Below are 25,263 nucleotides of genomic sequence, written 5' to 3'. Positions count from 1 at the left end.
TTACGCCGCCTCGTGAGCGAAGGCGACCGGCGCGCCTTCGGCCGCCGCGATAGGCTTGTCCAGCAGGGCGGTGATGGCGGGGCCGGCGACGCGGGCGACGCCGCCCGCGCGGCAGGCTTCCAGCTCGATGGCCGAACCGACGCCGGCCACGGCCTGGACCACGCCCTTGCCGGCATAGGCGCCCTTGCGCTCAACGAACTTGAGGATTTCCGACAGGCGGTCGCGATCGTTGTCGCCGGTCAGCACCAGGGTGACGCTGTCCAGCAGCTCGTGCGGCAGACCGTGGATCGGGAAGGTCGGGTCGGTGACCTGCAGGTCCATCAGGGCGAAGCTGCCCTTCAGGAACATCCGCATCTGCTGCAGCATGCCGATCGAGGCTTCGCGCGGCGTGCCGTAGATGGTGGCGCACAGACGCTCGCGCTGGTCCAGCGGATAGCGCGACAGCCGGCTCTTATAGGAGTCCTGGGCGCTGGGCGTGTTGAGGTTCCAGAAGCCGAACGGCGCGTGAATCTCGCCGAACGGCGAGGTCTTCAGCACCCCTTGCGCATCGGTCAGGCACAGCAGGTCGCGTTTGAGCAGCTTGTCGTCGTCTTCGGGCGGCAAGTCGGTCAGGTCGGCGCGCAGGCCAATGGCCGAGCCGACGAAGACGCCCTGGATCAGGTCATGGACGCCCCACCAACCGGTCTGCGACGGCGGAGGCGGCGGCGGCGCAGCCTTGGCGACCGGCGCAGGCTTGGCCGGGGGCGGGCGCGAGGCGGCGGCGGCCTTCACGGCGCGGGCTTCCTCGTGAGTGCTGGGAACGGCATGGATGGCTTCGGCGGTGATCACGTGAACACGGCCGGCGGCCCCGCCATAGCCGTCGCCGGCGATCAGGCCGGCCAGCTCTTCCTGGGTCAGGCTGGCGAACTTCAGCACCGCCCGCTCGTCGCCCTCGAAGGTCATCAGGCAGATCTGGCCGCTCTTGCGGCCGGGGAACAGGACGTTTTCAAGCTCGGCCGCCAGGGCCTGCATCTCGGCGGGATCCAGGGTCTGGACCCGGTTGTCGGCAAGCACAAAGGCCAGGGGGGCCACGGCGCCGCATTTGCGCGGCGGCGGCCAGTGGGCCTTGAGGAACGCGTCGGCGACGGCTTGAGCCTTGTCACGCGGGACTTCGCCCGGCTGGCTCTCGCCGTCGGCGTTGAACAGGATACGCAGGCACGCAATGGCGGTCATGAGGCCTGAAACTACAGCCCCATGATTGGCGAATCCTTACAACCGTTGCGACTGCGACGTTTTATTCAGACAAAAGTCTCGCTGAGGCGGAACTCCAGCCGCTCGCGGACGGCCGGCCAGTCGTAGTCGGTGATCGAGAACACCGCCGTGTCGCGGATGTGGCCGGTCCAGGTGACCTTGTGATTGCGCAGCACGCCCTCCTTGCTGGCGCCCAGTTTCTGGACGGCGGCCTGGCTGCGGGCGTTACGGACGTCGATGTTGAACTCGACGCGGATGGCGCCGGCCTTGTCGAAGGCGTGGCCCAGCAGCAGGCGCTTGCTCTCCGGATTGACCGGACCCGAGCGCGCCTCGGGGTTCAGGAAGGTCGAGCCGATCTCCAGCCCGCCGTGCAGCCGGCGGATGTTCAGATAGCTGGAGGTGCCGATCACCTTGCCGTCCGACAGGCGGCGGATCACGAAACCGATACGCTCGCCGCGATCGGTCTCGCCCTGCAGCGCGCCCCAGAAGTCGTCGAAGCCCTCGCCGCAGCCGTTGACCGACATGATCTCCCAGCTCTCGGGATCGCAGTCGACAGCGGCTTTCAGCTCGTCGCGGTGATCGACGGTGATGGGTTCCAGCCGCACGTAGCGGCCCTGCAGGGCTTCAACGGTCAAGGTCAGCATGACGCTAGTTTTCGGACAGGCGTCGCGCGGTGGCAACCCGCGGTGATCGATTTCACGCGCCTTAAGCGCGTCAGCCCGCTTGCCCGGCGCGTCACGGCGGTGCTACAACCACTTCAAACAACTGTTTGATACAAAGAAGCGGGAAGAGGGAACGCCATGGACTTCGACATCTCCCCCACGCAACGCAGCTTCCTGGATCGCGTCACCGCCTTCATGGACGAGCACATCGTCCCGGCCGTGCCGCGATACGAGGCCGAAATGAACGTCCTCGGCGCCGAGCGCTGGAAGGTCGTCCAGGTCGTCGAGGAACTGAAGGCCAAGGCCAAGGCGGCCGGGCTGTGGAACTTCTTCATGCCGCCGCACAGCGGCCAGACCCATGTCGACGACACGTTCCAGTTCGAAGGCGTCCAGCTGACCAACCTGGAATACAGCCTCATCGCCGAACAGCTGGGCAAGATCGGCTTCGCCTCGGAAGTCTTCAACTGCTCGGCGCCCGACACCGGCAACATGGAAGTGCTGATGCGCTACGGCACGCTGGCGCAGAAGGAAAAGTGGCTGCGCCCACTGATGAACGGCGAGATCCGTTCGGCCTTCCTGATGACCGAGCCGGCCGTGGCCAGCTCGGACGCCACCAATATCGAGACCCGCATCGAGCGCGACGGCGATCATTACGTGATCAACGGCCGCAAGTGGTGGTCCTCGGGCGTGGGCGATCCGCGCTGCAAGGTCGCCATCGTCATGGGCAAGACCGATCCCGACAACGCCAGCCGCCACCAACAGCAGAGCCAGGTCCTGGTGCCGCTGGACGCGCCGGGCATCGAGATCGTCCGCATGCTGCCGGTGTTCGGCTATGACGACGCCCCGCACGGCCACGCCGAGGTCATCCTCAAGGACGTGCGCGTGCCGATCGAGGACGCCCTGCTGCTGGGCGAAGGCCGCGGCTTCGAGATCGCCCAGGGGCGCCTCGGCCCCGGCCGCATCCACCACTGCATGCGCACCATCGGCACGGCGGAAGTCGCGCTGGAGAAGATGTGCAAGCGCCTGATGAGCCGGAAGGCCTTCGGCAAGTACGTCTCGGACCACTCGGTGTGGGAGGAGCGCGTCGCCGACGCTCGCATCGACATCGAGATGTGCCGCCTGCTGTGCCTGAAGGCCGCCGACATGATGGACAAGGCCGGCAACAAGTCGGCCCGTCTGGAGATCGCCATGATCAAGGTCGCGGCCCCGCGCCTCGCTTTGAAGATCATCGACGACGCCATCCAGGCCCACGGCGGCGGCGGCGTGACCACCGACTTCGGCCTCGCCAAGGCCTATGCCGGCATCCGCACCCTGCGCCTGGCCGACGGCCCGGACGAGGTTCACCAGCGCACGATCGCCCGCATGGAGTACGGCAAGTACGGCGACCTGGTCTTCAAGCAGAAGGCCGAAAAAGAAGCCGCCCTGCACGTGCCGGGGATTCGGTGATCTAGCCCTCACTCGCCCCCTCCGGGCCTGCGGCCCTCCTCCCCGAAGGGTGAAGACGGGTCGGCGTCTGCCCCCTCCGGGGGCGGACGACCGCGAAGCGGTCAGGTGGGGGCCAGTGAGCCGCAACTTCCGGGCGGACGACGCGTCGCGCATCAGCCATAACCGCCCTATGTCTCGTCCCGCCCGCCTTCTTCTGGACCGCCTGCCCTCGCCGATCGGCGAGTTGCTGGTCGTCACCGACGAGACCGGCCTGCTGCGGGCGGTCGACTTTCATGACTACGAGCATCGGCTGGATCGGCTGCTGAAGATCCACTACGGGCCGCTGCGTCCCGAGCCGGGCGCGGTGCCTGCCGCCACCCGCACGGCGCTGGCGGCCTATTTCGAGGGCCAGACCGACGCGCTGTCCGCCCTGACCTGGGACACCAACGGCACGGACTTCCAGACCGCCGTGTGGACGGCTCTAGGCTCGATCCCGGCCGGCCAGACCATCACCTATTCCGAGCTGGCTCGCCGGGTCGGACGGCCCGGCTCGGTTCGCGCCGCCGGAGCCGCCAATGGCGCCAATCCGCTAAGCCTGGTCGCGCCTTGCCACCGGGTGATCGGCATGAACGGCGCGCTCACCGGCTATGGCGGCGGCATCGACCGCAAACGCTGGCTGCTCACCCATGAGGGCGCGCTTTAGACCAGCCGCGCCCCGTGCAGCACGACCTGGCCGATGTTGAAGAACGGCAGGCTCAGGGTGACGCCGATCAGGGCGTTGAACACCATGGCGCCGGCGTTGAACTTGCCGCCCGAACCGTCAAAGGCCAGCGAGACCGCCCGCCCCAGGGCCGCCCCCAGCCAGGCCACCGCCAGGGCCAGGGCCATGGCCGCCCCGATGCGCGGCTGATAGCCCAGATAGAGCGCCGCTATGCCATGCGAGGCGATCAGCACCCCGCCCAGCGCCCGCCCCTCGGCGAACAGCGGCGGCTTCGGGGTGGTCTCATCAGCCAGCCCCGCCAGGTCCAGCATCACCTGCGGCCGCGCCAGGATCATCCCGCCCAGCACCCCGCCGATCACGCAGGCCAGGACCGCCAGGAACAGCGACAGGACATAGCTCGACATCAGCGACCTCAGGCAGGCTTGTGACAGACGGCCTCGACGTTGCGGCCGTCGGGGTCAAGCACGAAAGCCGCATAATAGTTGGGATGATAATGAGGCCGCACGCCCGGCGCCCCATTGTCGGTTCCGCCCGCCGCCAGGGCCGCGGCGTGGAAGGCGTCGACCTGGGCGCGGTCGGCGGCCAGGAACGCCACGTGCATCGGCCCTGTGATTGTGTCGCCCTGCGAGATCCAGAAGCTGGGCTTGCCGGCCTGGATGTCGCGCCGATCCTGCGTCGGACCATAGCCCAGAAAGGCCGAGCTTCCGGTCTCTTCGGCCGTCACGCTCATCACCACCCCGATGCCCAGGGCGGCGAAGGCGGCGTCATAAAACGCCTTCGCCGCCTGGAGATCACGCACCGTCACGCCCATATGGTCGATCATCGAAAGCGGCTCCTCCATTAACCCTTCGCGAAAAGTTCGCGGCTGGCGTTCTTGACTCCCCCGGGGGGCCTGCCTAACTCACGCCCGACGTTGGCACTCGATGGGAGCGACTGCTAACAGCAACGCTCCCCCGGACCAGCGAAGCCTTTATTTGAAACCGTTCCGACGGAGAACACCATGAAGTTTCGTCCCCTGGGCGACCGCGTCCTCGTGAAGCGCGTCGAAGAAGAAACCAAGACCAAGGGCGGGATCATCATCCCCGACACCGCCAAGGAAAAGCCGCAGGAAGGCGAAGTCGTCGCCGTCGGCCCCGGCGCGCGTAACGACAAGGGCGACGTCGTCGCTCTGGACGTCAAGGCTGGCGACCGCATCCTGTTCGGCAAGTGGTCGGGCACGGAAGTGAAGGTCGACGGTCAGGACCTCCTGATCATGAAGGAAAGCGACGTCCTGGGCGTGGTCGAGGGCTAATCCCTCCCACTTCCGACAGCTTTCTTCCTCAGAAATTCCAAGTTCAGAAAGGCGCCCAACATGGCCGCTAAAGACGTTTATTTCGGCTCGGACGCGCGCGACAAGATGCTGCGCGGCGTCAACGTTCTCGCCAACGCCGTGAAGGTGACCCTGGGCCCCAAGGGCCGCAACGTCGTCATCGAAAAGTCGTTCGGCGCCCCGCGCACCACCAAGGACGGCGTCTCGGTCGCCAAGGAAATCGAACTGTCGGATAAGTTCGAGAACCTCGGCGCGCAGATGATCCGCGAAGTCGCCAGCAAGACCAACGACAAGGCCGGCGACGGCACCACGACCGCCACGGTCCTGGCCCAAGCCATCGTCCAGGAAGGCCTCAAGTCGGTCGCCGCCGGCATGAACCCGATGGACCTGAAGCGCGGCATCGACAAGGCCGTCCTGATCGCCGTCGAGGACATCAAGTCGTCGTCGAAGAAGGTCACGACCAACGCTGAAATCGCTCAGGTCGGCACCATCTCGGCCAACGGCGACAAGGAAGTTGGCGAGATGATCGCCAAGGCCATGGACAAGGTCGGCAACGAAGGCGTCATCACCGTCGAAGAAGCCAAGACCGCCGAGACCGAACTCGACGTCGTCGAAGGCATGCAGTTCGACCGCGGCTACCTGTCGCCGTACTTCATCACCAACGCCGACAAGATGGAAGTTCAGCTGGAAGAGCCGCTGATCCTCCTGTTCGAAAAGAAGCTGTCGTCGCTGCAGCCGCTGCTGCCGGTGCTGGAAGCCGTCGTCCAGTCGGGCCGCCCGCTGGTCATCATCGCTGAAGACGTCGAAGGCGAGGCCCTGGCCACGCTGGTCGTCAACAAGCTGCGTGGCGGCCTGCGCGTCGCCGCCGTCAAGGCTCCGGGCTTCGGCGACCGCCGCAAGGCCATGCTGGAAGACATCGCCATCCTGACCGGCGCTCAAGTCGTCAGCGAAGACCTCGGCATCAAGCTCGAGAACGTCTCGCTGGACATGCTGGGCCGCGCCAAGAAGATTTCGATCACCAAGGACGACACCACGATCGTGGACGGCATTGGCGAGAAGGAAGCGATCGAAGCCCGTATCGCCCAGATCAAGCGCCAGATCGAAGACACCACGTCGGACTACGACAAGGAAAAGCTGCAAGAGCGTCTGGCCAAGCTGGCCGGCGGCGTTGCGGTCATCCGCGTCGGCGGCTCGACCGAAGTCGAAGTGAAGGAAAAGAAGGACCGCGTCGACGACGCCCTGAACGCGACCCGCGCGGCCGCCGATGAAGGCATCGTCCCGGGCGGCGGCACGGCTCTGCTGAAGGCCTCGAAGGCCCTTGCTGGCGTGACCGGCGACAACGACGACCAGACGGCTGGCATCGCCATCGTCCGTCGCGCCCTGCAGGCTCCGATCCGTCAGATCGCCGAAAACGCCGGCGTCGAAGGCTCGATCGTGGTCGGCAAGATCCTGGAAAACGACAGCAGCGCGTTCGGCTTCAACGCCCAGAGCGAACAGTATGTCGACCTGGTGGTGGACGGCGTCATCGACCCGGCCAAGGTGGTTCGCACCGCCCTGCAGAACGCCGCTTCGGTGGCCGGCCTGCTGATCACCACGGAAGCCGCGATCGTCGAAGCCCCCAAGAAGGGTGGCGGCGCTCCGGCCGGCGGCGGCATGCCGGGCGGCATGGGCGACATGGACTTCTAAGAAGTCCGGTCAGCCTACGCTGAAAAGAACGAGGGCGGGGCCGCGAGGCTCCGCCCTTTTTCGTGCGTGACGCACGCATCCAATGTCCGCCTGCCGACGTTAACCTTGTGTCAAGAATTGGGCCAAGAGTTCAGGCATTGGGAGGCTGTTGATGGCGTTGATGCGTCTATCCCCCACGTACCGCCGCCGGCGGCAATCGCGGACCACGCTGGTGGTTCTGGGTCTCTCCGCGTGGCTGACCCTGGGCCTGATCAGCCAGGTGGCGTTCCAGCTGATCGGCTGATCTTTCTTTGAGGTGGCTGTCGGCATGACGCCTGACGGCGCGTCCTTGGTGCGAGTTAACCGCGCCGAGGCAGATCATGACCGCCCCATCCCCGCCCCGTATCGAACAGCGATCCGCCCTGCGCCTGATCGGCCTCGTGCGCGACTACGCGTTGGATGAGTCGATGCTGGCGCGCCTGCCCCAGCAGTGGGCCGCCCTGGATCTGCGTATTCCAGACCTGGTCGCCCCAGAACTGGTCGCTACGGACGAGATCACGGCTTTCGGCGTCGCCCTGCCGGCCCCGGGTTCAGATCGCTTTCGCTACATGACCGCCGTGCCGGTGGAGGCCGGCGTGACCCCGCCGGCGGGGCTGGAGCTCTTGGTCATACCGGCCGCCTCGTACCTGACCTATCCCCATCGGGGCCACGTCTCGACGTTGCACCAGACCGTATCCCTGGCCTGTCCTGGCGGTTCGCAGACGCCGGATGGGATCTCCTTCCTCGAATATTACGGGCCCGGCTTCGACCCCAAGACGGGCCTGGGCGATATCGAGGTCTGGACGCCGATCGACCAGGAGCGCTAAACGCCGGACATGTTCCGCCAGCGCCCCGACGCCGATCTGATCGTTCAAGGCTGGGTCATCGGCGTGATGGTCGAGGTCCCCGGCGAACGCGTCCCCGTCCGCCACTACTTCGCCGTCGGCAAGGCCGACCGGGCCCAGGCCGAATGGACGGCCGTGGACCTCGCGATGAACGCGGGCTCGGTCGCGTCCAGCCCCGTGGGCGGCAACGAGCCAGTCGAGGCCCTGCGCGAGATCGTCGCCTACCGCATGCGCGACCTGGGCCTGAAGCCCGGTGAGGCGCGCGCGCTGGGGGACAAGAACCCCCGGCGCTGGTTGTCGCTCTGACCTAGTGGCCCTTGCCGCCGCCACCGCAGCGGCTGCAGCCCCCACCGCCGTGACCACCGCCGCCGACCCGCACCGAGGTAGAGGCCGAGGCCGCCGCCGAGGCGGAGCTCAACGCGTAGCCGCCGGCGCGACCGCCGGCCCAGCCGCCGCCGCCCACGAGGCCATAGCCGCCGTAGCCGCCGCCGCGCCCGCCTGACTGGGCGCCGACATAGCCCATCGGCAGCGGCGGAGGCTCGGGATAGTAGCCCCAGGCCTCGGACGGTTCGGCGCGCGGGTTCCAGCCGCCGCCCGGCGCATAGCGGCCGGTGTACGAATTGCCGCCGTAGTACGAACCGCCGCCGCTGCTGCTGTACGACGAACTCTCGCGGCTCTCTTCGTAATAGGACTGCTCGGACGACGACTGATAGCTTTGGCCGCCGTAGCCGTAGTGGCCGTGACCGCCGCCGCACACCTGGACGCACGGGGCGGGCTGCTGCGGGGCCGGCACATAGACCGGACGATCGACGGGGCGGTCGACATAGACGTAGACCGGCACCTGGATGATCTTGTCGACCACCTCGCGCGGCCCCTCGACCGGCACGGGACGATCGACATAGACGGGACGATCCACGGGGACTTCCACCCGCTTCTCGACCACGCGCTCGACGACACGGTCCACCGGGCGGTCGACATAGACCTTCTTTTCCACGATCCGTTCGACCGGCACCTGGACGATGCGTTCGACCGGCACCTCGACGCGCTTCTCGACCGCCACCTGGCGCTCGATGATCACCGGCTTTTCGACCACCTTCTCGACGACCTGGGTCGTGGGGCGATCGACATAGACCGGCACCTGCTTTTCGACGACGCGGTCGACATAGACGACCTTGGTCCTCGGCTTCGGCTTGGCCCGTTTCGGCACATGCTCGCCGCGCACCGGCGCGCCGGGATAGCCGTCAGCCAGGGCGGGCGAAATCGCGACGCCGCCGGCGAAAGCGGCCGCCACACCGACCAGGAGAAGGGTCCGAAGGGACATCGTCGACCTCGATACGCAAAGCCAGGCCGTCCCGGGGCGGGACGACTCCGGCCTCTCCCCGCAACCTTCGGGCCAAGCCCCCTTGGCGACCGCTGCGCTTTTGGCCATGCTCCGCGCCAAACGGGCGTTCGAAAGCGCCTTTGGGGAGAGACGCAATGACGAAGATCCTGGCCGCTCTCGGCCTGGCGGCGGGCCTGGCCCTGGCCACCTCCGCAGGCGCGCAGGCCCCGACGGGGACCGCGCCCAACGACTACGGCAAGACCGACAATTGGCTGTGCCTGCCGGGCCGCACTGACGCCTGCGCCGTCGACCAGACCACGACCCTCGTCCAGGCCGACGGCAAGACGTCGGTCGAGGCGTTCAAGGCCGCCGCCAAGCCGGCCTATGACTGCTTCTACGTCTATCCGACCGTGTCGACCGATCCGGGCGGCAACAGCGACATGAGCATCGACGACGCCGAGAAGCGCGTGGTCGAGCAGCAGCTGGCCCGCTTCGCGTCCAAGTGCCGGGTCTTCGCGCCGATGTACCGCCAGGTGACCCTGGCCGCCCTGCGCCAAGTGATGATGGGCCAGCCCTCGCCGGGCAACGGCGTCCTGGCCTATGGCGACGTGCGCGACGCCTGGCGCTGGTACCTGGCCCACGAGAACAAGGGTCCCAATAACCAGGCTAGGGGCGTCGTCCTGATCGGCCACAGCCAGGGCGCCCGCATGGTCCTGGACCTGCTGAAGAACGAGATCGACGGCCAGCCGGCCCAGAAGCAGATGATCTCGGCCCTGGTGATCGGCATGAACGCCCCGGTCGACGCGGCCGGCAAGTTCCACTCGATCCCGACCTGCACCAAGGCCGACCAGGCCGGCTGCCTCGTCTCCTATGTCTCGTTCCGTGAGACCAGCCCGCCGCCGGCTAACAGCCGCTTTAGCAAGACCGATGAGCAGGGCCATCGCGCCGCCTGCGTGAACCCCGCCGCCCTGGTGGCCGGCAAGGCCTCGAGCGAGCCCGCCGTCCTGCACGCCTATATGAGCAGCAAGGGCTTTGGCGCCGTCTCGGGCCAGCCGCCCAAGCCGTTCGCCAAGGACCTGACCGTCACGACGCCGTTCGTGGCGCTGCCGGGCCTGCTATCGGCCCGCTGTGTCAGCGAGGGCGAATTCAGCTATCTGGCGGTGAAGGTCAACGCCGACCCGGCCGATCCCCGCACCGACGAGATCACCGGCGACGTGGCCGTGAACGGCGTGGTGCTGAAGGACTGGGGCCTGCACCTGATCGACATGAACCTGGCCATGGGCGATCTGCTGACCCTGGTCGAGCGCCAGGCCAAGGCCTACGGCGCCAAGTAGACGGTCGGAGGCTCCCCACACCGCGAGGGAGCCTCCGAGCCCTATTTCGTCACGGCCTTGAACACCGTCGCGCCCAGCACCAGCATGATCACGAAGCCGATCAGGAACAGGAAGAACAGGATCTTGGCCACGCCGGCCGCGGCGCCGGCGATGCCCGAGAAGCCCAGGGCCCCGGCGATCAGGGCGACGACGGCGAGAATAATGGCCCACTTCAACATGTCTATTTCCCTCTTCGAACGCCAAAGCGGCGCTGTTGGCAAATCAACGTCGCGCCCGCGCACGCCGTTCCTTGTGTTCGCCGCCTCACGCCGCTAACCCAGAAGCATGGTCTCCAAGCCCGAAAGCCCGACCGAACCCTTCAAGCGCGCCTTGGCCCACGCGGCCCGTTCGCTGGCCGAGACCCCGGACCTGGAGGTCGTGTTCTCGGGCGACGGTCCCCAGCTGCTGGGCAAGCGCGCCGTGCTGCCACATCCGTCGCGCGACATGTCGCCCAAGGAAGCCGCGCGCATCCGTGGCCTGGCCGACCAGATGGCGCTGCGCCTGGCCCACCACGACCCGATCGCCCATGCCCGCGCCCGCCCCTCCTCGCCCGACGGCCAGGCCGCCTTCGAGTCGATCGAGCAGGCGCGGCTGGAAGCCATCGGCGCCAACGCCCTGGGCGGCGTGCGCGCCAACCTGACCGCCGCGCTCGAAGCCCGGCTGGAGAAGCAGGGCCTGACCCGCGCCGTGGCCACCGACCGCCAGTCGGCCCCCATGGCCGAGATCCTGGGCCTGATGGTCCGCGAGCGCCTGACCGGCGAAGCGCCGCCCGACGGCGCCAAGGCCCTGGTCGACATCCTGCGCAACGACATCGAGCTGCGGGCCGGCAAGGACCTGGACCGTCTGGCCGCGGCCATCGACGACCAGGCCGCCTTCGCCCGGGTCACCCGCGAGATCCTGCGCGACCTGGATCTCTCCGAGGAGATGACCGACGCCGAGCAGTCCGACGACCAGGAGGACGAGGGCGAGGACGACACGCCGACCGAACAGTCCGACGAGGACCAGGGCGAGGGTGAAGGCGAGCAGCCCGAGGGCTCCTCGCCGCAGGAGAGCGAAGCCTCCGACCGCGAGACCGAGGCCGGCGACGAAGAGACCGTCCAGTCCGACCAGGACGGCGAGCTGGAAGAGAGCGACGAGCAGCCCGAGATGGGCGACGGCGCCAAGGCCGCCCGTCCCGACAGCGGTCCGCCCCAGTCCGGGGAGCCGCTGTACAAGATCTTCACCACGGCCCACGACGAGGTCGTCAACGCCGAGGACCTGTGCGACGCCGAGGAGCTGACGCGGCTGCGCGCCTATCTGGACCAGCAGCTGACCGCGCTCTCCAGCGTCGTCTCGCGCCTGGCCAACAAGCTGCAGCGCCGCCTGCTGGCCCAGCAGAACCGCGCCTGGACCTTCGACCTCGAGGAAGGAATGCTGGACGTCGCCCGCCTGACGCGGGTGATCATCGATCCGACCGCGCCGCTGTCGTTCAAGCAGGAAGAGGACCAGGAGTTCCGCGACACGGTCGTGACCCTGCTGATCGACAATTCCGGCTCGATGCGCGGCCGACCGATCATGGTGGCGGCGATCTGCGCCGACATCCTGGCGCGCACGCTGGAGCGCTGCGGGGTCAAGACCGAGGTGCTGGGCTTCACCACCCGCGCCTGGAAGGGCGGCACCAGCCGCGACGAGTGGATCAAGCAGGGCAAGCCCGCCGCGCCGGGCCGCCTGAACGACCTGCGCCACATCATCTACAAGGCCGCCGACGCACCCTGGCGCCGGGCGCGCAAGAACCTGGGCCTGATGATGCGCGAGGGTCTCCTGAAGGAGAACATCGACGGCGAGGCGCTGATGTGGGCGCACCAGCGCGTCATCGCGCGGCCCGAAGCCCGCCGCATTCTGATGGTGATCTCCGACGGCGCGCCGGTGGACGATAGCACCCTGAGCGTCAATTCGGGTCACTATCTGGAGCGCCACTTGCGCCAGGTCATCGCCGAGATCGAGGGCAAGAGCCCCGTGGAACTGATCGCCATCGGCATCGGCCACGACGTGACGCGCTACTACCGCCGCGCCGTCACCATCGTCGACGTCGAACAACTGGGCGGTGTGCTGGTCGAGCAGCTGGCGGCCCTGTTCGAGGAAGAGCCCCGCGCCGTGGCCCGCACGCGCGGCCTGCTGGCGCCGCCGCCAGTCGTGACGCCGCAAACTCCCAAAACCGGCAAGGTTCCCGCGTGATCGGTCTGCGGGCGGCGTTGGTCCTGGGTCTGGTCGGTGGCTTCAGTGGCCTGGCGACCCAGTGCACCCCCAAGAAGCCGGCGCCCGTCGTCATTCCCGCCGCGCCGGTCAAGGTCGGTCCGGAGATCACGGTCGTCACGACGCCTGTGCCGCTGGACGCCGCCAACCCGGCCAAGACCATCGTGGACGGCTTCGTCTATGCCGGCGGCCTGGCCCTGACCAGCACCGATACCTCGCGCCTGCACGGCCTGTCGGACCTGGCGATCGGCGGTGACAACCAGCTGACCGCAATCAGCGACGACGGCGACCTGTTCGAGGCCAAGCTGCAGCTGGACGCGACCGGCCGCCTGGTCGGCCTGACGAACACCAAGCTGCAGCCGCTCAAGGGCCTGGACGGCCAGCCGCTGCAGGGCAAGACCCAGGCCGACGCCGAGGGCCTGGCCGTGATGCCCAATGGCGACCGCCTGGTCAGCTTCGAGCGCGACCACCGCATCTGGCTCTATCCGGTCGGTCCGGACGGGTCCTGGGGCACGCCCCGCCCCGTTCCCAAGCCCGCCACCGTCTTCCCCGACAACGAGGGCATGGAGGCCCTGGCCGCCTATCCGATCGCCGGTCCCGACGCCTATCTGGTGGGCGGCGAGGAAGGCGAGGTCTGGGTATGCCGTCTGTCGGCCGCCTGCACCGCCCTGCCCCCGCAATCCGGCCCGGACTTCACCTGGGGCCTGACGGGTTTCGCCGCCTTCCACGGCTCGGCCATCGCCACCCTGCATCGCGGCTTCGATCCGATCCGCGGCTGGCGCGCCAATGTGCGGTTCATCTCCGACCCGACCAAGCCTGCCGCCCTGCAGCGCACGGTCGCCAGCCTGCGTCTGGAAGGGGCGATCCCGCACGACAATTTCGAGGGCGTGGCGCTGTCGCAATCGCCGTCGGGCGCGACGCGGATCTATCTGATCTCGGACGACAATTCGGCCGCGGGCCAGCGCACCCTGCTGCTGGCTTTCGACTGGACTCCGCCCCCGCCTTCGCCGCCGATGCCCGCCACGCCGACGAAGCGTCCCGTTCGCAGGCGCTAAGCCGTTTCGTTTCAAACGAGACAGTATCGTTGTCAACTATATGATTAGATTGAACTTTTTTGCGAAAGCCGCGATTTCGCACTTGCGATAGACACCGGTGTCATATAGCAATGGTCCTCGACGGACGACGAGGCGAGATCCTGGGGGCCGTCAGAGGAACGCGTCGGGAGGCGGTTGAACTCAACCTCCTTTCCGGAACTGAAAACCATGATCCGTCTGCTCGCTATCGCCATCGCCGCCCTGATGACCACCGCCGCCGCCACCTCGGCCAGCGCGGGTGAGATCACCGTCAAGGTCGCCGGTCGCAACGCCCCGGTCGTCCACGCCGAAATCGTCGACGCCGCCAAGAAGCTCTGCCAGGAAGACCTGGTCGGCGTTCCCGACGCCGCTGACGTCGCCGTCTACTGCGTCCGCGAAGTGACCCGCGACGCCGTGAACCGCGCCAAGAGCCGCGAACTGGTCGCCTTCGACAAGGCCCAGGCCCGCAGCACCTACTTCATGCGCGTCGCCTCGCGCTAAGCAGCGCTGAGTCTACAAGCAAATATGGCCCGCGAAGCTTCGGTTTCGCGGGCCTTTTTGCGCGCGCAAACGGTTGCCAGGATACGAGCCGTTCGTCCGTACCCGATCAGGGTGCAGCGCAACATTATCGTTGATAACTCAAGATAACGTCGCTATATGCATGTCGACGGCGCGACAGACAGCAGATCGAGCAGAGCCGTCAGAGGAATCGCGTCTGGAGGTGGTTGAGCAACAACCCCCTTTCGGAACATCGACATGATCCGCTCCATCGTTCTGGCCGCCTCGGCCATCGCCCTGACCATCGCTGCTCCCGTCTCGGCCGCCGAAATGCGCGTCAAGGTCTCGGGCAAGTCGGCCGCTGAAGTCCGCGCCGAAATCGTCAAGGCCGCCTCGTCGGTCTGCTGGCAGGACATCCGTGGCGAAGCCCTCGCCGGCTACCTGTACCCGGCCTGCATCCGCGCCTCGGTCAACGACGCCGTCGCGAAGATCAACAACCCGGCCCTGACCGCCTACAACACGGCCAACCCGGCGTCGGCTGCCGTCCTGTCGCGCTAAGCGACGACGAACCAGTACAAGCTTTCCAAACCCGCCGCGGCTCCGTCGCGGCGGGTTTTGCTTTGCCTAGCCCTCGACGGCCTCGTACAGGCCGCGCGCCTCGGTCGCCGGACCTCGCCGCTCGCCGCAGTCCAGCACACGCACGGCGATCAGCCGGCCGGCCAGGCCGAACACCAGCACATCACCGGGCTTTACCGTCCGCGAGGGCTTGTCGATGCGGCTCTCCGCGCCCGTGCGGGTCAGGCGGATACGCCCCTCATCGACGAACTTCGCCGCCAACGACCGGGTCTTGAAGAACCGCGCCCGCCACAGCCAGACGTCGGCGCGCACCGCTTCTGCGTGGGTATCGGTCACGAGGCGGCCTTCTGGGGCGCGGCGGGCTTCTTGCGACGCGACCGCTTGCGGCGGGCGAGCGGCGGCGGTGGCGGTTCGGTCAGCTTGGCCAGGGCCGCGAACGGCGAGTCCGGACGGGCCTTGACCGGCTTCTGTTCCAGCTTGGCCGCGCCGCGACGCTTCCAGACGATCGGCTGGTCGGGCTTGGCGCGAATGGCCGGCGTGTAGTCCAGGGCCCGCAAAACGTTGGAGGCCTGCTTGGCGGTCCAGCCCAGCTTTTCCAGCGCCCCATCCGTCAGCACCACGCCGCCGTGCTGCTGCTCGGCGCGCAGCAGGGCGTCCAGGGTTTCCAGCTGTTCCACCGGCACGGTGTATCCCGCCACGGCGCGCAGGCCGCTGGCCGACAGCTCACGCAGCGACGGTTCGGGGGAGGGCAGGGGCTCCAGCGTCGTCAGCGCACCGCGCCAGCCGGTCGGGTTCAAGGCGCGGGCGCAGGCGATGGCCTCAGCCTTCAGCACACCAGGGCAGTAGAGGCTGAACGCGCCGATGCGCACGCCCAGGCTCTTGAGCGTGCGACGCTCGTTCTGGCTCAGGGCCTTCAGTTCCGGATCGACGGGACGCTTGTCCAGGATGCCGCCGGCTTCCAGCAAGCGGTGGGCGACGCCGCGCGGCAGCCCGCGCAGTTCACCGCCGGCCAGGCCGCGTTCCAACTTGCGCAGCGGGGCCAGATGGCGATCGACCTCGCCGGCCAGGAAGGCGTCCAGGCGGCGCTCGGCCCGCTCGCGGGCGGCGGCAGGGCCCAGTTCGCCCAGCAAACGGGCGCGCGGAGAGAGCAGCGGCTGGTCGCGGCGCACGGCTCCAGCCGCCTCGCCGCGCCACAGGATCGCGCCGTCGGGCGTCAGGGCGAAGGCGTCATCGGGTTCGGAGGCCATCACGCCCAGGCGGCGGGCGATCTCGGGCCCGACCGCGCGCTGGGCGGCGTTGCGCAGCGCCTTCTCTTCCAGGGCCGAGGTCGCCTTAACCGGGGTGAAGGCCACGCCGGACAGGTGGCCGACCACGTGGCCCTCGACCGTAACCTCGCCATCTTGGCCGACGCCGGCATAGAGGGTCTCGCGCTCGCCTAGCTGCTTCATCAGCACGCTGGTGCGGCGGTCGATGAACCGGGCCATTAGCTTTTCGTGCAGGGTGTCGCTGATCCGGTCTTCCAGCTGGCGGGTCAAACCTTGCCAGTGGGCGGGATTGGCCACCCAGTCGGGGCGGTTGGCGATGTAGCTGAGCGTGCGCACGCCCGACAGCCGCGCAGCCAGGCTGTCGATCTCGCCGTCGGTGCGATCCAGCGCCTTGAACTGGCCGCCGACCCAATCTTCCGGCAGGCGCTTGCGGCCGGTGGTCAGGTCGTCGAAGAGGGTGCGCGCCATGCGCTGGTGCTCGTCGTCGGTGGTCTTGCGGAAGTCCGGCGTCTGGCAGACGTCCCACAGCTTCAGCAGCGCCGAGCGGTCGGTCTTGCAGCGGGCGACCACGTCCTCCTGCTTGGCCAGGGCCCGCAGGGTGCGCTCGTCCAGGGCTTCCTGCGACAGCGACAGGCCATTGCGCTTGGGCGTCTCCGACAGCGAGCGCAGCAGGCCCGGCAGCGAGCCGAAGTCGAGGCGGGCGTTGCGCCACTCAGCGGCCATGATCGGCTCGAAGGTGTGGGTCTCGACGGCCTCGACCAGGTCTTCGTCGATTTCCTCGCAGTCGCTGGTCACGCCGAACGTGCCGTCGCGGGTGTAGCGCCCTGCCCGGCCGGCGATCTGGCCGACCTCCTGCGGATAGAGCCAGCGGGTGCGCTTGCCGTCGAACTTACGCAGGCCCGCGAAGGCCACGTGGTCGACGTCCATGTTCAGGCCCATGCCGATGGCGTCGGTGGCCACCAGGAAGTCAACCTCGCCGGACTGGTAGAGGGCGACCTGGGCGTTGCGGGTGCGGGGGCTGAGGCTCCCCATGACCACCGCCGCGCCGCCGCGCTGGCGGCGGATCAGCTCGGCGATGGCGTAGACCGCGTCGGTGGAGAAGGCGACGATCGCCGTGCGGCGCGGCAGGCGGGTCAGCTTCTTGGAGCCGGCGCAGGAGAGGTTCGAGAACCGCTCGCGGCTGACGATCTCAGCGTCCGGCAACAGGCGGCGCACCAGCGGGGCCATGGTGCCGGCGCCCAGGAACATGGTCTCGAACTTGCCGCGCGCATGTAGCAGGCGGTGGGTGAAGATGTGGCCGCGCTCGGGATCGGCGCACAGCTGGATCTCGTCGACGGCCAGGAACTCGACCTCGCGGCCCAGCGGCATGGCCTCGACCGTGCAGACGAAATAGGCCGCCCGCGGTGGGACGATCTTTTCCTCGCCGGTAATCAGGGCGACGCTGGCCTTGCCGCGCAGCTTGACGATGCGGTCGTAGATCTCGCGGGCCAGCAGGCGCAGCGGCAGGCCGATCATGCCCGAGGCGTGGGCCATCATCCGCTCGACGGCCAGGTGGGTCTTGCCAGTGTTGGTCGGACCCAGGACCGCGGTCAGCTTCGAAGGGGCCAGGCCGGTCGAACGGTCACTCATGGCCCGAGAGTGGGATGGGAATCGAACGAGGGCAAGCGCCACGCTCGCCTTTTGACGTTGCTAGAAGTCCAGCTCCATCCGCGCGCCGGTGGTGCGCACGCGGTAGCTTCGATCACCGTTGGCCAGCGGAACGGCGTCCCCATAGGACAGCCAGCCGTGGTTCAGGTTGAATCGCAGATAGTCGATCGGCTGCCAGATCAGGGCGGCGATCCAGGCGTCCTGCCGTCCGCCGACGACGCCGCGGTCGTTCATGTCCAGATAGTCGTAGCGCAGGCTGGCCTGCAGCGCGCCGAAGCCGCCCGCCCCTAGCGGCCGAGCCGTTTTGGTGCGCTCGAAGATGCCGCCGCCATAGCCGCGCGTCTCGCCGGTAAAGAAGTAGCCCAGCTCGGCATACCCGCCGAAAAAGCGAGGCGTCGGGCCGATGGCTAGGTCGCTCTCCAGCCAATGAGCCTCGGCCGCGCCGTGCAACGGACCGCGCACAAAGGCGGCCTCGACGCCGTAGTGGGCCTCGTCGCGGACGTCGAGCACGCCCGTGCCGATCAGCCGGCTGTTGCTGGTGTGCAGATAGGGGCGCTGCGCATAGCGCGTGCCCGCCTCGCTGAGCCGTTTCAGGTCGCGCCAGTGGGCCGAGGCGCCCAGGTGCAGCTGGGTTCGGCCCAGCTTCGGCGCATAGACTACGCGGCCGTCGACGCCGTAGCTGTTGTTCTCGTCGCCGCCGTCGGGCCCGTCGGCGCTGTTGGCCAGGGCGTCGATGTCGTCGGCGAACAGGCCCGCCTGTAGCAGCCAGTCGGCCTTCTCGTACTGCGCCGACAGGCCCAGGCGGCGCTCGAAGTTGAAGGCGTCGGTGAAGGCCGCCCGCTCCATGGTCGAACCGGTGGTGTCGCCGGTCAGCTCATCCAGGGCCTGGAACTGGTTCTGGTTGCCGAGGGCCAGATGCCAGGGGCCGTTCTTCCAGGTGACGAAGGTGTCGACCAGGTCGACGGCGTTGTCCGACAGCTCCAGCTCCAGCTTGTAGCCGAACGCTTTGCTGAGGCTGCCCTCGCCACCCAGGCGGATGCGGCGCATCTCGGCGGCGTAGCCCAGGCCACGATCCGACAGACCGTTGGGGTGGGTGACGTAGCCGGCGTCAGCCTGGATGCGACCCTTGGCCTTGAAGGTGCGGCCGTCGCTGGAGAGCTGCGGCGAGCCCTTCCAGGATATTTCGGTGGCGGCGGGCGCGGGCGCGGGCTCGGCCGGGACCGGGGCGGACGTGGCCACGGGCGGGGGCGCGGCGACGGCGGCCTCCAGCTTCTGCTCCATGCGCTGCAACTGCGCCTTCAGCGAAGCGATCTCGGCGCGCAGGGCGGCGGCCTCGTCGGCGCTCATGGTCTGGGCGCGCGCCGACCCGCACGACAGGCCCAGCGTCGCGGCGCTGAGCATCAACAGAGTCGGCAAAGTCGGACGCACAGCTGCCTCGGATCGCATCGCCCGGCCAGCCTAGGGGCCGGGCGGGCCCTTAATGAGACAGTTTGGTGACGATGTCGCTAAGGTTGGCGCTGAAACACCACCTTGCCGTCGACGACCGTCAGCACCGGCTGCGCTGTCAGGATCTCCTTAGGCTCGACCGTCATCAGATCCTTGGAGAAGGCGGTGACGTCGGCCTTCTTGCCGACCTCCAGCGTGCCCAACTCCTTTTCGCGGAACACGGCATAGGCCGGGGCCAGGGTCAGCATCTTCAAGGCCTGGGCGCGGGTGACCGCCTCATCCAGATGCCAGTCGGCGTTGGCGAAGCCGTCCAGGCTGTGGCGGTGAACGGCGGCGTAGAACTCTATGCGCGGATCACCGACCTCGACCGGAGCGTCCGAGCCGGCCGCCACAACGACGCCGGCGGTCAGAAAGTCCTTCCAGCGATAGCCTTCGTGCAGGCGGTGCTTGCCGAGGCGGGCGGGGGCGAAGAACAGGTCGCCGATCGCGTGGCTGGGCTGCATGGAGGCGATCACCCCCAGCTTGGCGAAGCGCGGCAGGTCGGTGTCGGCGACGATCTGGGCGTGCTCGATCCGCCAGCGGGCAGCCTTGTCGCCGGCAAGCGTCTCGTCGAACCAGTCCAGGACCAGACGATTACCGCGGTCACCGATAGCGTGCATCGCCACCTGGGCGCCAGCCGCCTTGGCCTGCTTCATCAGCGCCAGGCCCTGGTCGCGCGGCGTCAGGATCAGCCCCAGGCCCTCGGCGTCGCTATAGGGCTCCAGCAGGGCCGCGCCGCGCGAGCCCAGGGCGCCGTCCATATAGAGCTTGATGCCGCGCGTGCGGATCAGGCCGGTCGTGTCGCTCGTGGGCCCCTTGGCCAGCACCTCGGCCGCGCCGCTGGGGTCCATGTAGTTGTCGACCCGGATGTGGAAGGCGCCCTTGACGGCCTCGTCGCGCAGCAAGGCCAAGTCGTCAGCCATGACGCTCATATTGTCGATGCCGGTCCAGCCGCGCGAAGCATAGAGCTGGCCGGCCTTGCGCAGAGCCTCGCGCTTCAGGGCCTCGCCGGGCGGCGGGATGACGCCTTCAAGCAGTTCCTGGGCATGGTCGATCAGCATGCCGTCGGGCTGGCCGTCGGTCCCTTTCAGGATCTGGCCGCCCGCCGGGGCGGCGGTGGCCGCGGTGATCCTGGCCTTGGCCAGAGCCGCGCTCGAGGCGACGCTGGCGTGGCCGTCCGACCGGCCCAGCACGATGATCCGGCCCGGCGCGGCGGCGTCCAGGTCGGCGCGATTGGGGAACCGTTTCTCGGGCCAGTGGGTCTCGATCCAGCCCCGGCCATAGATCGCGCCATCCGGATGGGCGGCGGCATAGGCCTTCACCATGGCGACCAGTTCGGCGACCGATTTGACCTGATCCAGGTTCAGGGTCAGCTCGCGCAGGCCGATACCGGTCAGGTGGGCGTGGGCGTCGACGAAGCCGGGATAGGCGGCCGCCCCCTTCAGGTCGATGTCCTGGGCGCCTTTGGCCGCCTGGGCCTGAGCGGACTTCAGGTCGCCGACGAACAGGATCCTGTCGTCGCGGATCAGCACCGCCTGAGCGGTGGGGGCCGCATCGACGCCGGTGTGGATCGGGCCGCCGTGGATCAGGATGTCGCCGGCGTTTGCCGTGGCGAGCGAGGTCGCGGCCAGCAGGGCGGCGAGCAGAATTCGGCGCATGAACGGTCCCCGATGTGACAAGTTTCGGAAATCGTAGGTCGCACCCCTCCCCAGCGGCAACAGGCCTGCTATTTTTTTGCCATGACCTTCCAGGGTTTCGCTCTTTTCGACACGGTGATCGGGCGTTGCGGCCTCGCCTGGGGGCAGCGCGGCCTGATCGGCGTACAGCTTCCCGAGGCCACGCCCGGCGCGGCCTGGGCGCGGTTGCGCAAGCGCTTTCCCGACGCCCTGGAAACCGAACCACCCGAAGAGATGGATACGGTGATCGACCGGATCCGCGACCTGCTGGGCGGAGAGCGCGACGATCTCACCGACGTGCCCCTGGAGCTGGACGGCCAGTCATCCTTCAATCTGCGGGTCTATGCGATCGCCCGGGCCATCCGGCCGGGGGGGACCTCGACCTATGGCCAGGTCGCAGCGGCGATGGGCGAACCGGGCGCTTCGCGCGCAGTAGGCAAGGCGCTGGGTGAGAACCCCTGGCCGATCGTCGTGCCTTGCCACCGGGTGCTGGCCGCCTCGGGCAAGATGGGCGGCTTCTCGGCCAATGGCGGCGCGGAGACCAAGGCCCGCCTGCTGACCCTGGAAAAGGCTAAGACCAGCGACGTCCCGACGCTGTTCGACCTGGAGTTCTCGGTCGCCCCGCCGCGCGGGTTCTGACCGCCCCCGATCGTCATCCCGCGCTTCATGCGCGGGACCCATCTGTCCGCCGCAGGCGCGGAGCGAAATAGATCTCGTACGAGGAAGCTGAACCATGGGTCCCGCGCATGAAGCGCGGGATGACGGCCAGGATATTGGAGGGAGAACTCGCGCTTCTTAACGCGCGGTAACGCTTCGCCGAACAGGCGCGAAACGAATCAGGACCGAATCGGCGACGTTCTCCGATTCAGGCTTTGTTCCCTACAAGCTATTGTAGCTTAAAGCGGATTAACCACAAATCGGTCTCGCGGAAGGCCGCTACTTGGCGGCCGTCTCGGCCTTCTTCTCTTCCGGGGCCGGGCACTCGGCCGACAGGCGCTTGGCGGTCAGGCTGCCGGCCAGGGGCATGCCGTTGATGGTCTTGATGTGGATGTCCATCTTGAAGGCCTCGGGCGAGTAGGTCCCGTTGGCCGTCACCGGCGAGGCGCGGTCCTTCTTGTCGGTCCAGACGCCCTTCAGCGCGATCTTGCCGTCGCGCACCACATTGGTGGTGTAGTCGCAGCGATAGCGCTTGGTGCAGATGCCGCGCGAGAACTGCTCGGCGTCGGCCGGCTTCAGGCACTTGGTCTCGTTGCTGACCGGGATGACGCCGATCTTGTAGTCGTACTCCCAGTAGCCGGGCAGAATCGTCGCCTTGCTCGCCCCCTTCTCCACCGGGGCCGCCCGCACCATCGGCTGGGCCAGGGCCAGGCCGGCGCCGCCGATGGCGACAGCGAGAATAGAAGCGGCGAGGACGGTCGAACGCATACGGCAGGTCTCCTTGATGCGGCTCTATATATAGAGCGCCAGATGAACCATGCTTGAAGCGGTCGGTTCCTCGCGCCGCCGGGACCGGGGCGCCGAAACCATCCTTGACTCAGGGGCGGGCCTTCGCCTATATCGCCCGCTCTCGCGCGGCCGACCTGTTCGACCGTGCTGCCGAATTCATATCTTAGCGGGCCAGGCTCTCACGAGCGGGGCTTCGCCCAAGCCAAGGTAACCACCATGTCGCGCCGTTGCGAACTTACCGGTATCGGTCCGATGGTCGGCCACAATGTGAGCCACTCGAACATCAAGACCAAGCGCCGCTTCCTGCCGGCCCTGTCGCCCGCCACGCTCCAGTCGGAGTCGCTGGGCCAGAGCTTCAAGCTGCGTATCAGCAACGCTGCCCTGCGCACCCTGGACTTCAAGGGCGGCCTGGACGTGTTCCTGCTGGGCGCCAAGGACGAGCAGCTGTCGCCGCGCGCCCTGAAGATCAAGAGCCAGGTCAAGGCGAAGGCCAAGGCCGCCGCTCAAGCCGCTTAAGGCTTTTGGCTGCCTAAGGCTTAGCCCTCAAGGCTGATCCATCGAAAGCCCGCCAGGTTCGCGCCTGGCGGGCTTTTCGCGTGGTCGCCGCCCTCCCCCAAGCCGGGGAAGGGTTCAGCCGCCAAATCCCCGCAGGAAGCCCGGCACCTCGTCCGCGGGCATCGGACGTCCGAAGTGATAGCCCTGCACCTGGTCGCAGCCGTAGCGCGCCAGGGCGGCCAGCTGCTCGGCGTCCTCGACGCCCTCGGCCACCACCTTCATGCCCATCGACGTGCCAAGCGTGATCACCGCCCGCACGATGGCCTCGTCCTCGGCGTTCTGGACGAAGGACTTGTCGATCTTCAGGCGGTCGATCGGGAACTGCCGCAGATTAGCCAGGCTGGCATAGCCGGTGCCAAAGTCGTCCAGGGCGATCATCACCCCGGCTTCGTGCAGCTGACGGACGGTGTCGCTGACGAGGTCCGAGCCCCAGCCCATATAGACGTTCTCGGTGACCTCGATGGTCAGGCGCTCGCAGGGCACGTTCCAGCGGGCCAGGCGCTCCTGGATCTCCTGGGCCAGGCGACCACTGCGGAACTGGGACGAGCTGATGTTCACCGCCACCCGGCCAAAGTCCACGCCCTGGTCCAGCCAGTTGCGCATCTGGCGCAAGGCCGTCTCGAAGGCCATGTCGCCCAACTTCAACGACAGGTCCTGATCCTCGAAGGCTGCCATGAACCGGGCCGGGGTCAGGATGCCCTGCTCGGGATGCTCCCAGCGCATCAGGGCCTCGAACCCGGCGACCTTGTGCTCGCGGATGTCGACCACCGGCTGGTAGAACAGGGTGAACTCGTTTTCGGCCACAGCGGCGCGCACGTCGCGCAGCAGTTCCAGACGTTGCTCGACCTCGGACCGCATCGACGGCTCGAACACAATGCTGCGGTTCCGCCCCGCCTCCTTGGCCCGATAGAGGGCGATGTCGGCGTTCTTGATCATATGGGCCGGGTCGGCGTCGGGATCGCCGTGCAGGGCCGCGCCGATGCTGGCGCTGGCCGTGAAGCTGCGGCCGCCATGCTCGATCGGCCGGCGCAGCAGGTCCTGCAGCTTGCTGATCGGCCGGGTCATGTCGGCCTCGCCGTGCAGACCGCGCAGGATCACCGCGAACTCGTCGCCGCCCAGGCGCGCGACGGTGTCGTTGCTGCGGAAGGCGTGCTGCAGCATCCCCGCCAGGCGCTTGAGCAGGGCGTCGCCGGCGTCGTGGCCCAGGCTGTCGTTGATGTCCTTGAAGTGATCGACGTCGATCATGATCAGGCCGAACATCTCGCCCAGAGTCTCGGACGCGGTGACCGCCTCCTGGAAGCGATGCTGGAACAGCGCCCGGTTGGGCAGGCCGGTCAGCGGATCGCGGAAGGCCAGGGTCTCGATCGCCTCGGTGTGCCGGCGGCGGTCGGTGATGTCCTTGAAGAGATTGACCAGCTTCTCGGGCTTGCCGTCGGCGCCGACGAACACCTTGCCCACCGAACGGACCCAGGTCTCGACGCCGTCGTCGCGATTGAGCTTGAACTCGAAGACCCGCGCCTCGCCGACCTTGCGGGTGGCGACCAGGTCCGCGCAGCGCTGGCGGTCGTCGGGATGGGCGACCTCCAGCGGGTCATCCTGGAAGGTGCACCACTTCTGCAGTTCGGGCGCGGTGCCGGAGAAATAGACCTCCTTGGTGCGCAGGTCGTATTCGCGGACCAGCAGATCATCCAGCTCCAGCGCCATGCGCAGGCGCTGTTGATCGCGCTCGGCGCGCAGCACGCTGTCGGCATAGCCGGTCACATCGCGGGCGGTGATCATCACCGCATAGGTTTCCCCGTCCTGAAACTCGCCGTCGCGGCAGGCGCTGAACTCGGTGCGCCAGATGCGCTGCACGCCCTGGTCGTCCAGGGTCGGCAGGTAGCGGGAAAAGGCCACGCCTTCCTGAGCGCAGGTCCGCAGCGCCTCGACGTCCTCGGACGCCACCAGGCCGCCGGTCACGGCGTCGCCTTCGACCACGAGCTTGGGCGCGATGCCCTGCGCGTCCCACTCCGGACTGACGGCGACCAGCGCCAGGTCACGATCCAGAAGAGCGGCGGCGAAGGGAATCTCGCGGACGAACGCGCCGAGCGCTCGGGCGCGGGTGCGCGCCTGGAGACGGGCTTCGGCGTCGACCTCGAATCCAGTTTGGACGGCCAAGGCGTGAATCTTCATATAGTCGGCTTTCCGACGTTGTTTTTATTGGGCGTTTCCCGGATCCGC

The 25,263-nt window shown here is 67.9% G+C and carries 26 protein-coding genes; 14 read left to right on the top strand and 12 right to left on the bottom strand.

Annotated elements, in window-relative coordinates; translation table 11 throughout:
- Nucleotides 1–1,212 (bottom strand): hypothetical protein, encoded by a 1,212-nt coding sequence (locus ABDW31_RS20335; RefSeq protein ID WP_184722734.1) that lies wholly within the window; start codon nucleotides 1,210–1,212, stop codon nucleotides 1–3.
- Nucleotides 1,213–1,277: 65 nt separating this feature from the next.
- The gene (locus tag ABDW31_RS20330) at nucleotides 1,278–1,874 is read right to left on the bottom strand and encodes a GNAT family protein (protein ID WP_184722737.1); all 597 of its coding nucleotides are present in this window, start codon (nucleotides 1,872–1,874) and stop codon (nucleotides 1,278–1,280) included.
- A gap of 156 nt (nucleotides 1,875–2,030) precedes the next feature.
- On the opposite strand from ABDW31_RS20330, the gene ABDW31_RS20325 reads away from it, so the two are divergent.
- On the top strand, nucleotides 2,031–3,338 hold the full coding sequence (locus tag ABDW31_RS20325; RefSeq protein WP_184722740.1) for an acyl-CoA dehydrogenase family protein: 1,308 nt from the start codon (nucleotides 2,031–2,033) through the stop codon (nucleotides 3,336–3,338).
- A gap of 169 nt (nucleotides 3,339–3,507) precedes the next feature.
- Nucleotides 3,508–4,020, top strand: coding sequence for a methylated-DNA--[protein]-cysteine S-methyltransferase (locus ABDW31_RS20320; RefSeq protein ID WP_184722743.1), 513 nt, complete (start codon nucleotides 3,508–3,510; stop codon nucleotides 4,018–4,020).
- Here the strand turns inward: ABDW31_RS20320 and ABDW31_RS20315 are convergent.
- Together ABDW31_RS20315 and ABDW31_RS20310 are read right to left on the bottom strand one after the other, a co-directional pair.
- A complete protein-coding gene (locus ABDW31_RS20315) occupies nucleotides 4,017–4,442 on the bottom strand; it encodes a DUF4345 family protein (RefSeq protein WP_184722746.1) in 426 nt (141 codons plus the stop codon). The two genes, ABDW31_RS20320 and ABDW31_RS20315, sit on opposite strands and share 4 nt — an antisense overlap.
- An 8-nt stretch (nucleotides 4,443–4,450) precedes the next feature.
- The gene (locus ABDW31_RS20310) at nucleotides 4,451–4,861 is read right to left on the bottom strand and encodes a VOC family protein (RefSeq protein WP_184722749.1); all 411 of its coding nucleotides are present in this window, start codon (nucleotides 4,859–4,861) and stop codon (nucleotides 4,451–4,453) included.
- A gap of 177 nt (nucleotides 4,862–5,038) precedes the next feature.
- Between ABDW31_RS20310 and groES the strand changes: the two genes are divergently transcribed.
- The 5 genes from groES (at nucleotide 5,039) to ABDW31_RS20285 (ending at nucleotide 8,202) form a co-directional block, all read left to right on the top strand.
- Nucleotides 5,039–5,329: a co-chaperone GroES gene (gene groES / locus ABDW31_RS20305; RefSeq protein WP_172270611.1), complete on the top strand. Its 291-nt coding sequence runs from the start codon at nucleotides 5,039–5,041 to the stop codon at nucleotides 5,327–5,329.
- Between the two features lie 60 nt (nucleotides 5,330–5,389).
- Nucleotides 5,390–7,033, top strand: coding sequence for a chaperonin GroEL (gene groL, locus ABDW31_RS20300; protein ID WP_184722753.1), 1,644 nt, complete (start codon nucleotides 5,390–5,392; stop codon nucleotides 7,031–7,033).
- 151 nt (nucleotides 7,034–7,184) lie between these two features.
- Nucleotides 7,185–7,316 (top strand): hypothetical protein, encoded by a 132-nt coding sequence (locus ABDW31_RS20295; RefSeq protein ID WP_343699475.1) that lies wholly within the window; start codon nucleotides 7,185–7,187, stop codon nucleotides 7,314–7,316.
- Between the two features lie 76 nt (nucleotides 7,317–7,392).
- Complete coding sequence (locus ABDW31_RS20290) at nucleotides 7,393–7,878, top strand: GyrI-like domain-containing protein (protein ID WP_184722758.1); 486 nt, start codon at nucleotides 7,393–7,395, stop codon at nucleotides 7,876–7,878.
- A gap of 9 nt (nucleotides 7,879–7,887) precedes the next feature.
- Entirely contained in the window at nucleotides 7,888–8,202 is a 315-nt protein-coding gene (locus ABDW31_RS20285) for a hypothetical protein (protein ID WP_184722761.1), read from the top strand.
- Between the two features lies 1 nt (nucleotide 8,203).
- On the opposite strand, the gene ABDW31_RS20280 is transcribed toward ABDW31_RS20285, so the two are convergent.
- The gene (locus tag ABDW31_RS20280) at nucleotides 8,204–9,217 is read right to left on the bottom strand and encodes an articulin (RefSeq protein ID WP_184722764.1); all 1,014 of its coding nucleotides are present in this window, start codon (nucleotides 9,215–9,217) and stop codon (nucleotides 8,204–8,206) included.
- 155 nt (nucleotides 9,218–9,372) lie between these two features.
- Between ABDW31_RS20280 and ABDW31_RS20275 the strand changes: the two genes are divergently transcribed.
- Entirely contained in the window at nucleotides 9,373–10,551 is a 1,179-nt protein-coding gene (locus ABDW31_RS20275) for a DUF3089 domain-containing protein (protein ID WP_184722767.1), read from the top strand.
- Between the two features lie 41 nt (nucleotides 10,552–10,592).
- Here the strand turns inward: ABDW31_RS20275 and ABDW31_RS20270 are convergent, their stop codons facing one another.
- Nucleotides 10,593–10,769 (bottom strand): DUF1328 domain-containing protein, encoded by a 177-nt coding sequence (locus tag ABDW31_RS20270; RefSeq protein WP_184722770.1) that lies wholly within the window; start codon nucleotides 10,767–10,769, stop codon nucleotides 10,593–10,595.
- 106 nt (nucleotides 10,770–10,875) lie between these two features.
- Here ABDW31_RS20270 and cobT point away from each other — a divergent pair, with 106 nt between their 5' ends.
- From cobT to ABDW31_RS20250, 4 genes are all read left to right on the top strand, one after another.
- Complete coding sequence (gene cobT, locus ABDW31_RS20265; RefSeq protein WP_184722773.1) at nucleotides 10,876–12,804, top strand: cobaltochelatase subunit CobT; 1,929 nt, start codon at nucleotides 10,876–10,878, stop codon at nucleotides 12,802–12,804.
- Nucleotides 12,801–13,877, top strand: a complete 1,077-nt coding sequence (locus tag ABDW31_RS20260) for an esterase-like activity of phytase family protein (RefSeq protein WP_184722776.1) — start codon at nucleotides 12,801–12,803, stop codon at nucleotides 13,875–13,877. The genes cobT and ABDW31_RS20260 overlap by 4 nt, the downstream gene beginning before the upstream one ends.
- A gap of 207 nt (nucleotides 13,878–14,084) precedes the next feature.
- Nucleotides 14,085–14,396, top strand: a complete 312-nt coding sequence (locus ABDW31_RS20255; protein ID WP_184722777.1) for a hypothetical protein — start codon at nucleotides 14,085–14,087, stop codon at nucleotides 14,394–14,396.
- A 255-nt stretch (nucleotides 14,397–14,651) separates the two neighbouring features.
- Entirely contained in the window at nucleotides 14,652–14,951 is a 300-nt protein-coding gene (locus tag ABDW31_RS20250) for a hypothetical protein (protein ID WP_184722779.1), read from the top strand.
- Between the two features lie 66 nt (nucleotides 14,952–15,017).
- On the opposite strand, the gene ABDW31_RS20245 is transcribed toward ABDW31_RS20250, so the two are convergent.
- The 4 genes from ABDW31_RS20245 to ABDW31_RS20230 are packed head-to-tail and all read right to left on the bottom strand — an operon-like array spanning nucleotide 15,018 to nucleotide 21,024.
- Nucleotides 15,018–15,305 carry an RNA-binding S4 domain-containing protein gene (locus ABDW31_RS20245; RefSeq protein ID WP_184722782.1) on the bottom strand — a complete coding sequence of 96 codons (288 nt, stop codon included), beginning with the start codon at nucleotides 15,303–15,305 and terminating at the stop codon, nucleotides 15,018–15,020.
- Nucleotides 15,302–17,863 (bottom strand): helicase-related protein, encoded by a 2,562-nt coding sequence (locus tag ABDW31_RS20240; RefSeq protein ID WP_343699474.1) that lies wholly within the window; start codon nucleotides 17,861–17,863, stop codon nucleotides 15,302–15,304. Before ABDW31_RS20240 ends, ABDW31_RS20245 begins: the two co-directional genes overlap by 4 nt.
- 60 nt (nucleotides 17,864–17,923) lie before the next feature.
- Nucleotides 17,924–19,327: a porin gene (locus ABDW31_RS20235; RefSeq protein WP_184722786.1), complete on the bottom strand. Its 1,404-nt coding sequence runs from the start codon at nucleotides 19,325–19,327 to the stop codon at nucleotides 17,924–17,926.
- A gap of 59 nt (nucleotides 19,328–19,386) precedes the next feature.
- Complete coding sequence (locus ABDW31_RS20230; RefSeq protein WP_184722788.1) at nucleotides 19,387–21,024, bottom strand: amidohydrolase; 1,638 nt, start codon at nucleotides 21,022–21,024, stop codon at nucleotides 19,387–19,389.
- An 81-nt stretch (nucleotides 21,025–21,105) separates the two neighbouring features.
- On the opposite strand from ABDW31_RS20230, the gene ABDW31_RS20225 reads away from it, so the two are divergent.
- Entirely contained in the window at nucleotides 21,106–21,681 is a 576-nt protein-coding gene (locus ABDW31_RS20225; protein WP_184722790.1) for a methylated-DNA--[protein]-cysteine S-methyltransferase, read from the top strand.
- A gap of 297 nt (nucleotides 21,682–21,978) precedes the next feature.
- Here the strand turns inward: ABDW31_RS20225 and ABDW31_RS20220 are convergent, their stop codons facing one another.
- Complete coding sequence (locus ABDW31_RS20220; protein ID WP_184722793.1) at nucleotides 21,979–22,467, bottom strand: DUF3617 family protein; 489 nt, start codon at nucleotides 22,465–22,467, stop codon at nucleotides 21,979–21,981.
- 237 nt (nucleotides 22,468–22,704) lie between these two features.
- Between ABDW31_RS20220 and rpmB the strand changes: the two genes are divergently transcribed.
- Nucleotides 22,705–23,004, top strand: coding sequence for a 50S ribosomal protein L28 (gene rpmB, locus ABDW31_RS20215; RefSeq protein ID WP_125155294.1), 300 nt, complete (start codon nucleotides 22,705–22,707; stop codon nucleotides 23,002–23,004).
- Nucleotides 23,005–23,118: 114 nt separating this feature from the next.
- Here rpmB and ABDW31_RS20210 read toward each other — a convergent pair whose 3' ends face one another.
- Nucleotides 23,119–25,215 (bottom strand): bifunctional diguanylate cyclase/phosphodiesterase, encoded by a 2,097-nt coding sequence (locus ABDW31_RS20210; protein WP_184722796.1) that lies wholly within the window; start codon nucleotides 25,213–25,215, stop codon nucleotides 23,119–23,121.
- Between the last annotated feature and the right edge of the window lie 48 nt (nucleotides 25,216–25,263).

Source organism: Caulobacter sp. (assembly GCF_039596335.1).
In the GTDB taxonomy this organism is placed as follows: domain Bacteria; phylum Pseudomonadota; class Alphaproteobacteria; order Caulobacterales; family Caulobacteraceae; genus Caulobacter.
The sequence above is the reverse complement of the archived record's forward strand: the minus strand, read 5'-3'. Positions and strand labels throughout refer to the sequence as shown.

Bases quoted from the DNA above. Each gene is read 5' to 3' on its own strand.
- ABDW31_RS20315 (WP_184722746.1), bottom strand. From the start codon at position 4,442: ATGTCGAGCTATGTCCTGTCGCTGTTCCTGGCGGTCCTGGCCTGCGTG.
- ABDW31_RS20325 (WP_184722740.1), top strand. From the start codon at position 2,031: ATGGACTTCGACATCTCCCCCACGCAACGCAGCTTCCTGGATCGCGTC.
- rpmB (WP_125155294.1), top strand. From the start codon at position 22,705: ATGTCGCGCCGTTGCGAACTTACCGGTATCGGTCCGATGGTCGGCCAC.
- ABDW31_RS20270 (WP_184722770.1), bottom strand. From the start codon at position 10,769: ATGTTGAAGTGGGCCATTATTCTCGCCGTCGTCGCCCTGATCGCCGGG.
- groL (WP_184722753.1), top strand. From the start codon at position 5,390: ATGGCCGCTAAAGACGTTTATTTCGGCTCGGACGCGCGCGACAAGATG.
- ABDW31_RS20210 (WP_184722796.1), bottom strand. From the start codon at position 25,215: ATGAAGATTCACGCCTTGGCCGTCCAAACTGGATTCGAGGTCGACGCC.
- groES (WP_172270611.1), top strand. From the start codon at position 5,039: ATGAAGTTTCGTCCCCTGGGCGACCGCGTCCTCGTGAAGCGCGTCGAA.
- ABDW31_RS20255 (WP_184722777.1), top strand. From the start codon at position 14,085: ATGATCCGTCTGCTCGCTATCGCCATCGCCGCCCTGATGACCACCGCC.
- ABDW31_RS20220 (WP_184722793.1), bottom strand. From the start codon at position 22,467: ATGCGTTCGACCGTCCTCGCCGCTTCTATTCTCGCTGTCGCCATCGGC.
- ABDW31_RS20330 (WP_184722737.1), bottom strand. From the start codon at position 1,874: ATGCTGACCTTGACCGTTGAAGCCCTGCAGGGCCGCTACGTGCGGCTG.
- ABDW31_RS20235 (WP_184722786.1), bottom strand. From the start codon at position 19,327: ATGCGATCCGAGGCAGCTGTGCGTCCGACTTTGCCGACTCTGTTGATG.
- ABDW31_RS20335 (WP_184722734.1), bottom strand. From the start codon at position 1,212: ATGACCGCCATTGCGTGCCTGCGTATCCTGTTCAACGCCGACGGCGAG.
- ABDW31_RS20310 (WP_184722749.1), bottom strand. From the start codon at position 4,861: ATGATCGACCATATGGGCGTGACGGTGCGTGATCTCCAGGCGGCGAAG.
- ABDW31_RS20250 (WP_184722779.1), top strand. From the start codon at position 14,652: ATGATCCGCTCCATCGTTCTGGCCGCCTCGGCCATCGCCCTGACCATC.
- ABDW31_RS20230 (WP_184722788.1), bottom strand. From the start codon at position 21,024: ATGCGCCGAATTCTGCTCGCCGCCCTGCTGGCCGCGACCTCGCTCGCC.
- ABDW31_RS20275 (WP_184722767.1), top strand. From the start codon at position 9,373: ATGACGAAGATCCTGGCCGCTCTCGGCCTGGCGGCGGGCCTGGCCCTG.
- ABDW31_RS20240 (WP_343699474.1), bottom strand. From the start codon at position 17,863: ATGAGTGACCGTTCGACCGGCCTGGCCCCTTCGAAGCTGACCGCGGTC.
- cobT (WP_184722773.1), top strand. From the start codon at position 10,876: ATGGTCTCCAAGCCCGAAAGCCCGACCGAACCCTTCAAGCGCGCCTTG.
- ABDW31_RS20285 (WP_184722761.1), top strand. From the start codon at position 7,888: ATGTTCCGCCAGCGCCCCGACGCCGATCTGATCGTTCAAGGCTGGGTC.
- ABDW31_RS20320 (WP_184722743.1), top strand. From the start codon at position 3,508: ATGTCTCGTCCCGCCCGCCTTCTTCTGGACCGCCTGCCCTCGCCGATC.
- ABDW31_RS20225 (WP_184722790.1), top strand. From the start codon at position 21,106: ATGACCTTCCAGGGTTTCGCTCTTTTCGACACGGTGATCGGGCGTTGC.
- ABDW31_RS20295 (WP_343699475.1), top strand. From the start codon at position 7,185: ATGGCGTTGATGCGTCTATCCCCCACGTACCGCCGCCGGCGGCAATCG.
- ABDW31_RS20280 (WP_184722764.1), bottom strand. From the start codon at position 9,217: ATGTCCCTTCGGACCCTTCTCCTGGTCGGTGTGGCGGCCGCTTTCGCC.
- ABDW31_RS20290 (WP_184722758.1), top strand. From the start codon at position 7,393: ATGACCGCCCCATCCCCGCCCCGTATCGAACAGCGATCCGCCCTGCGC.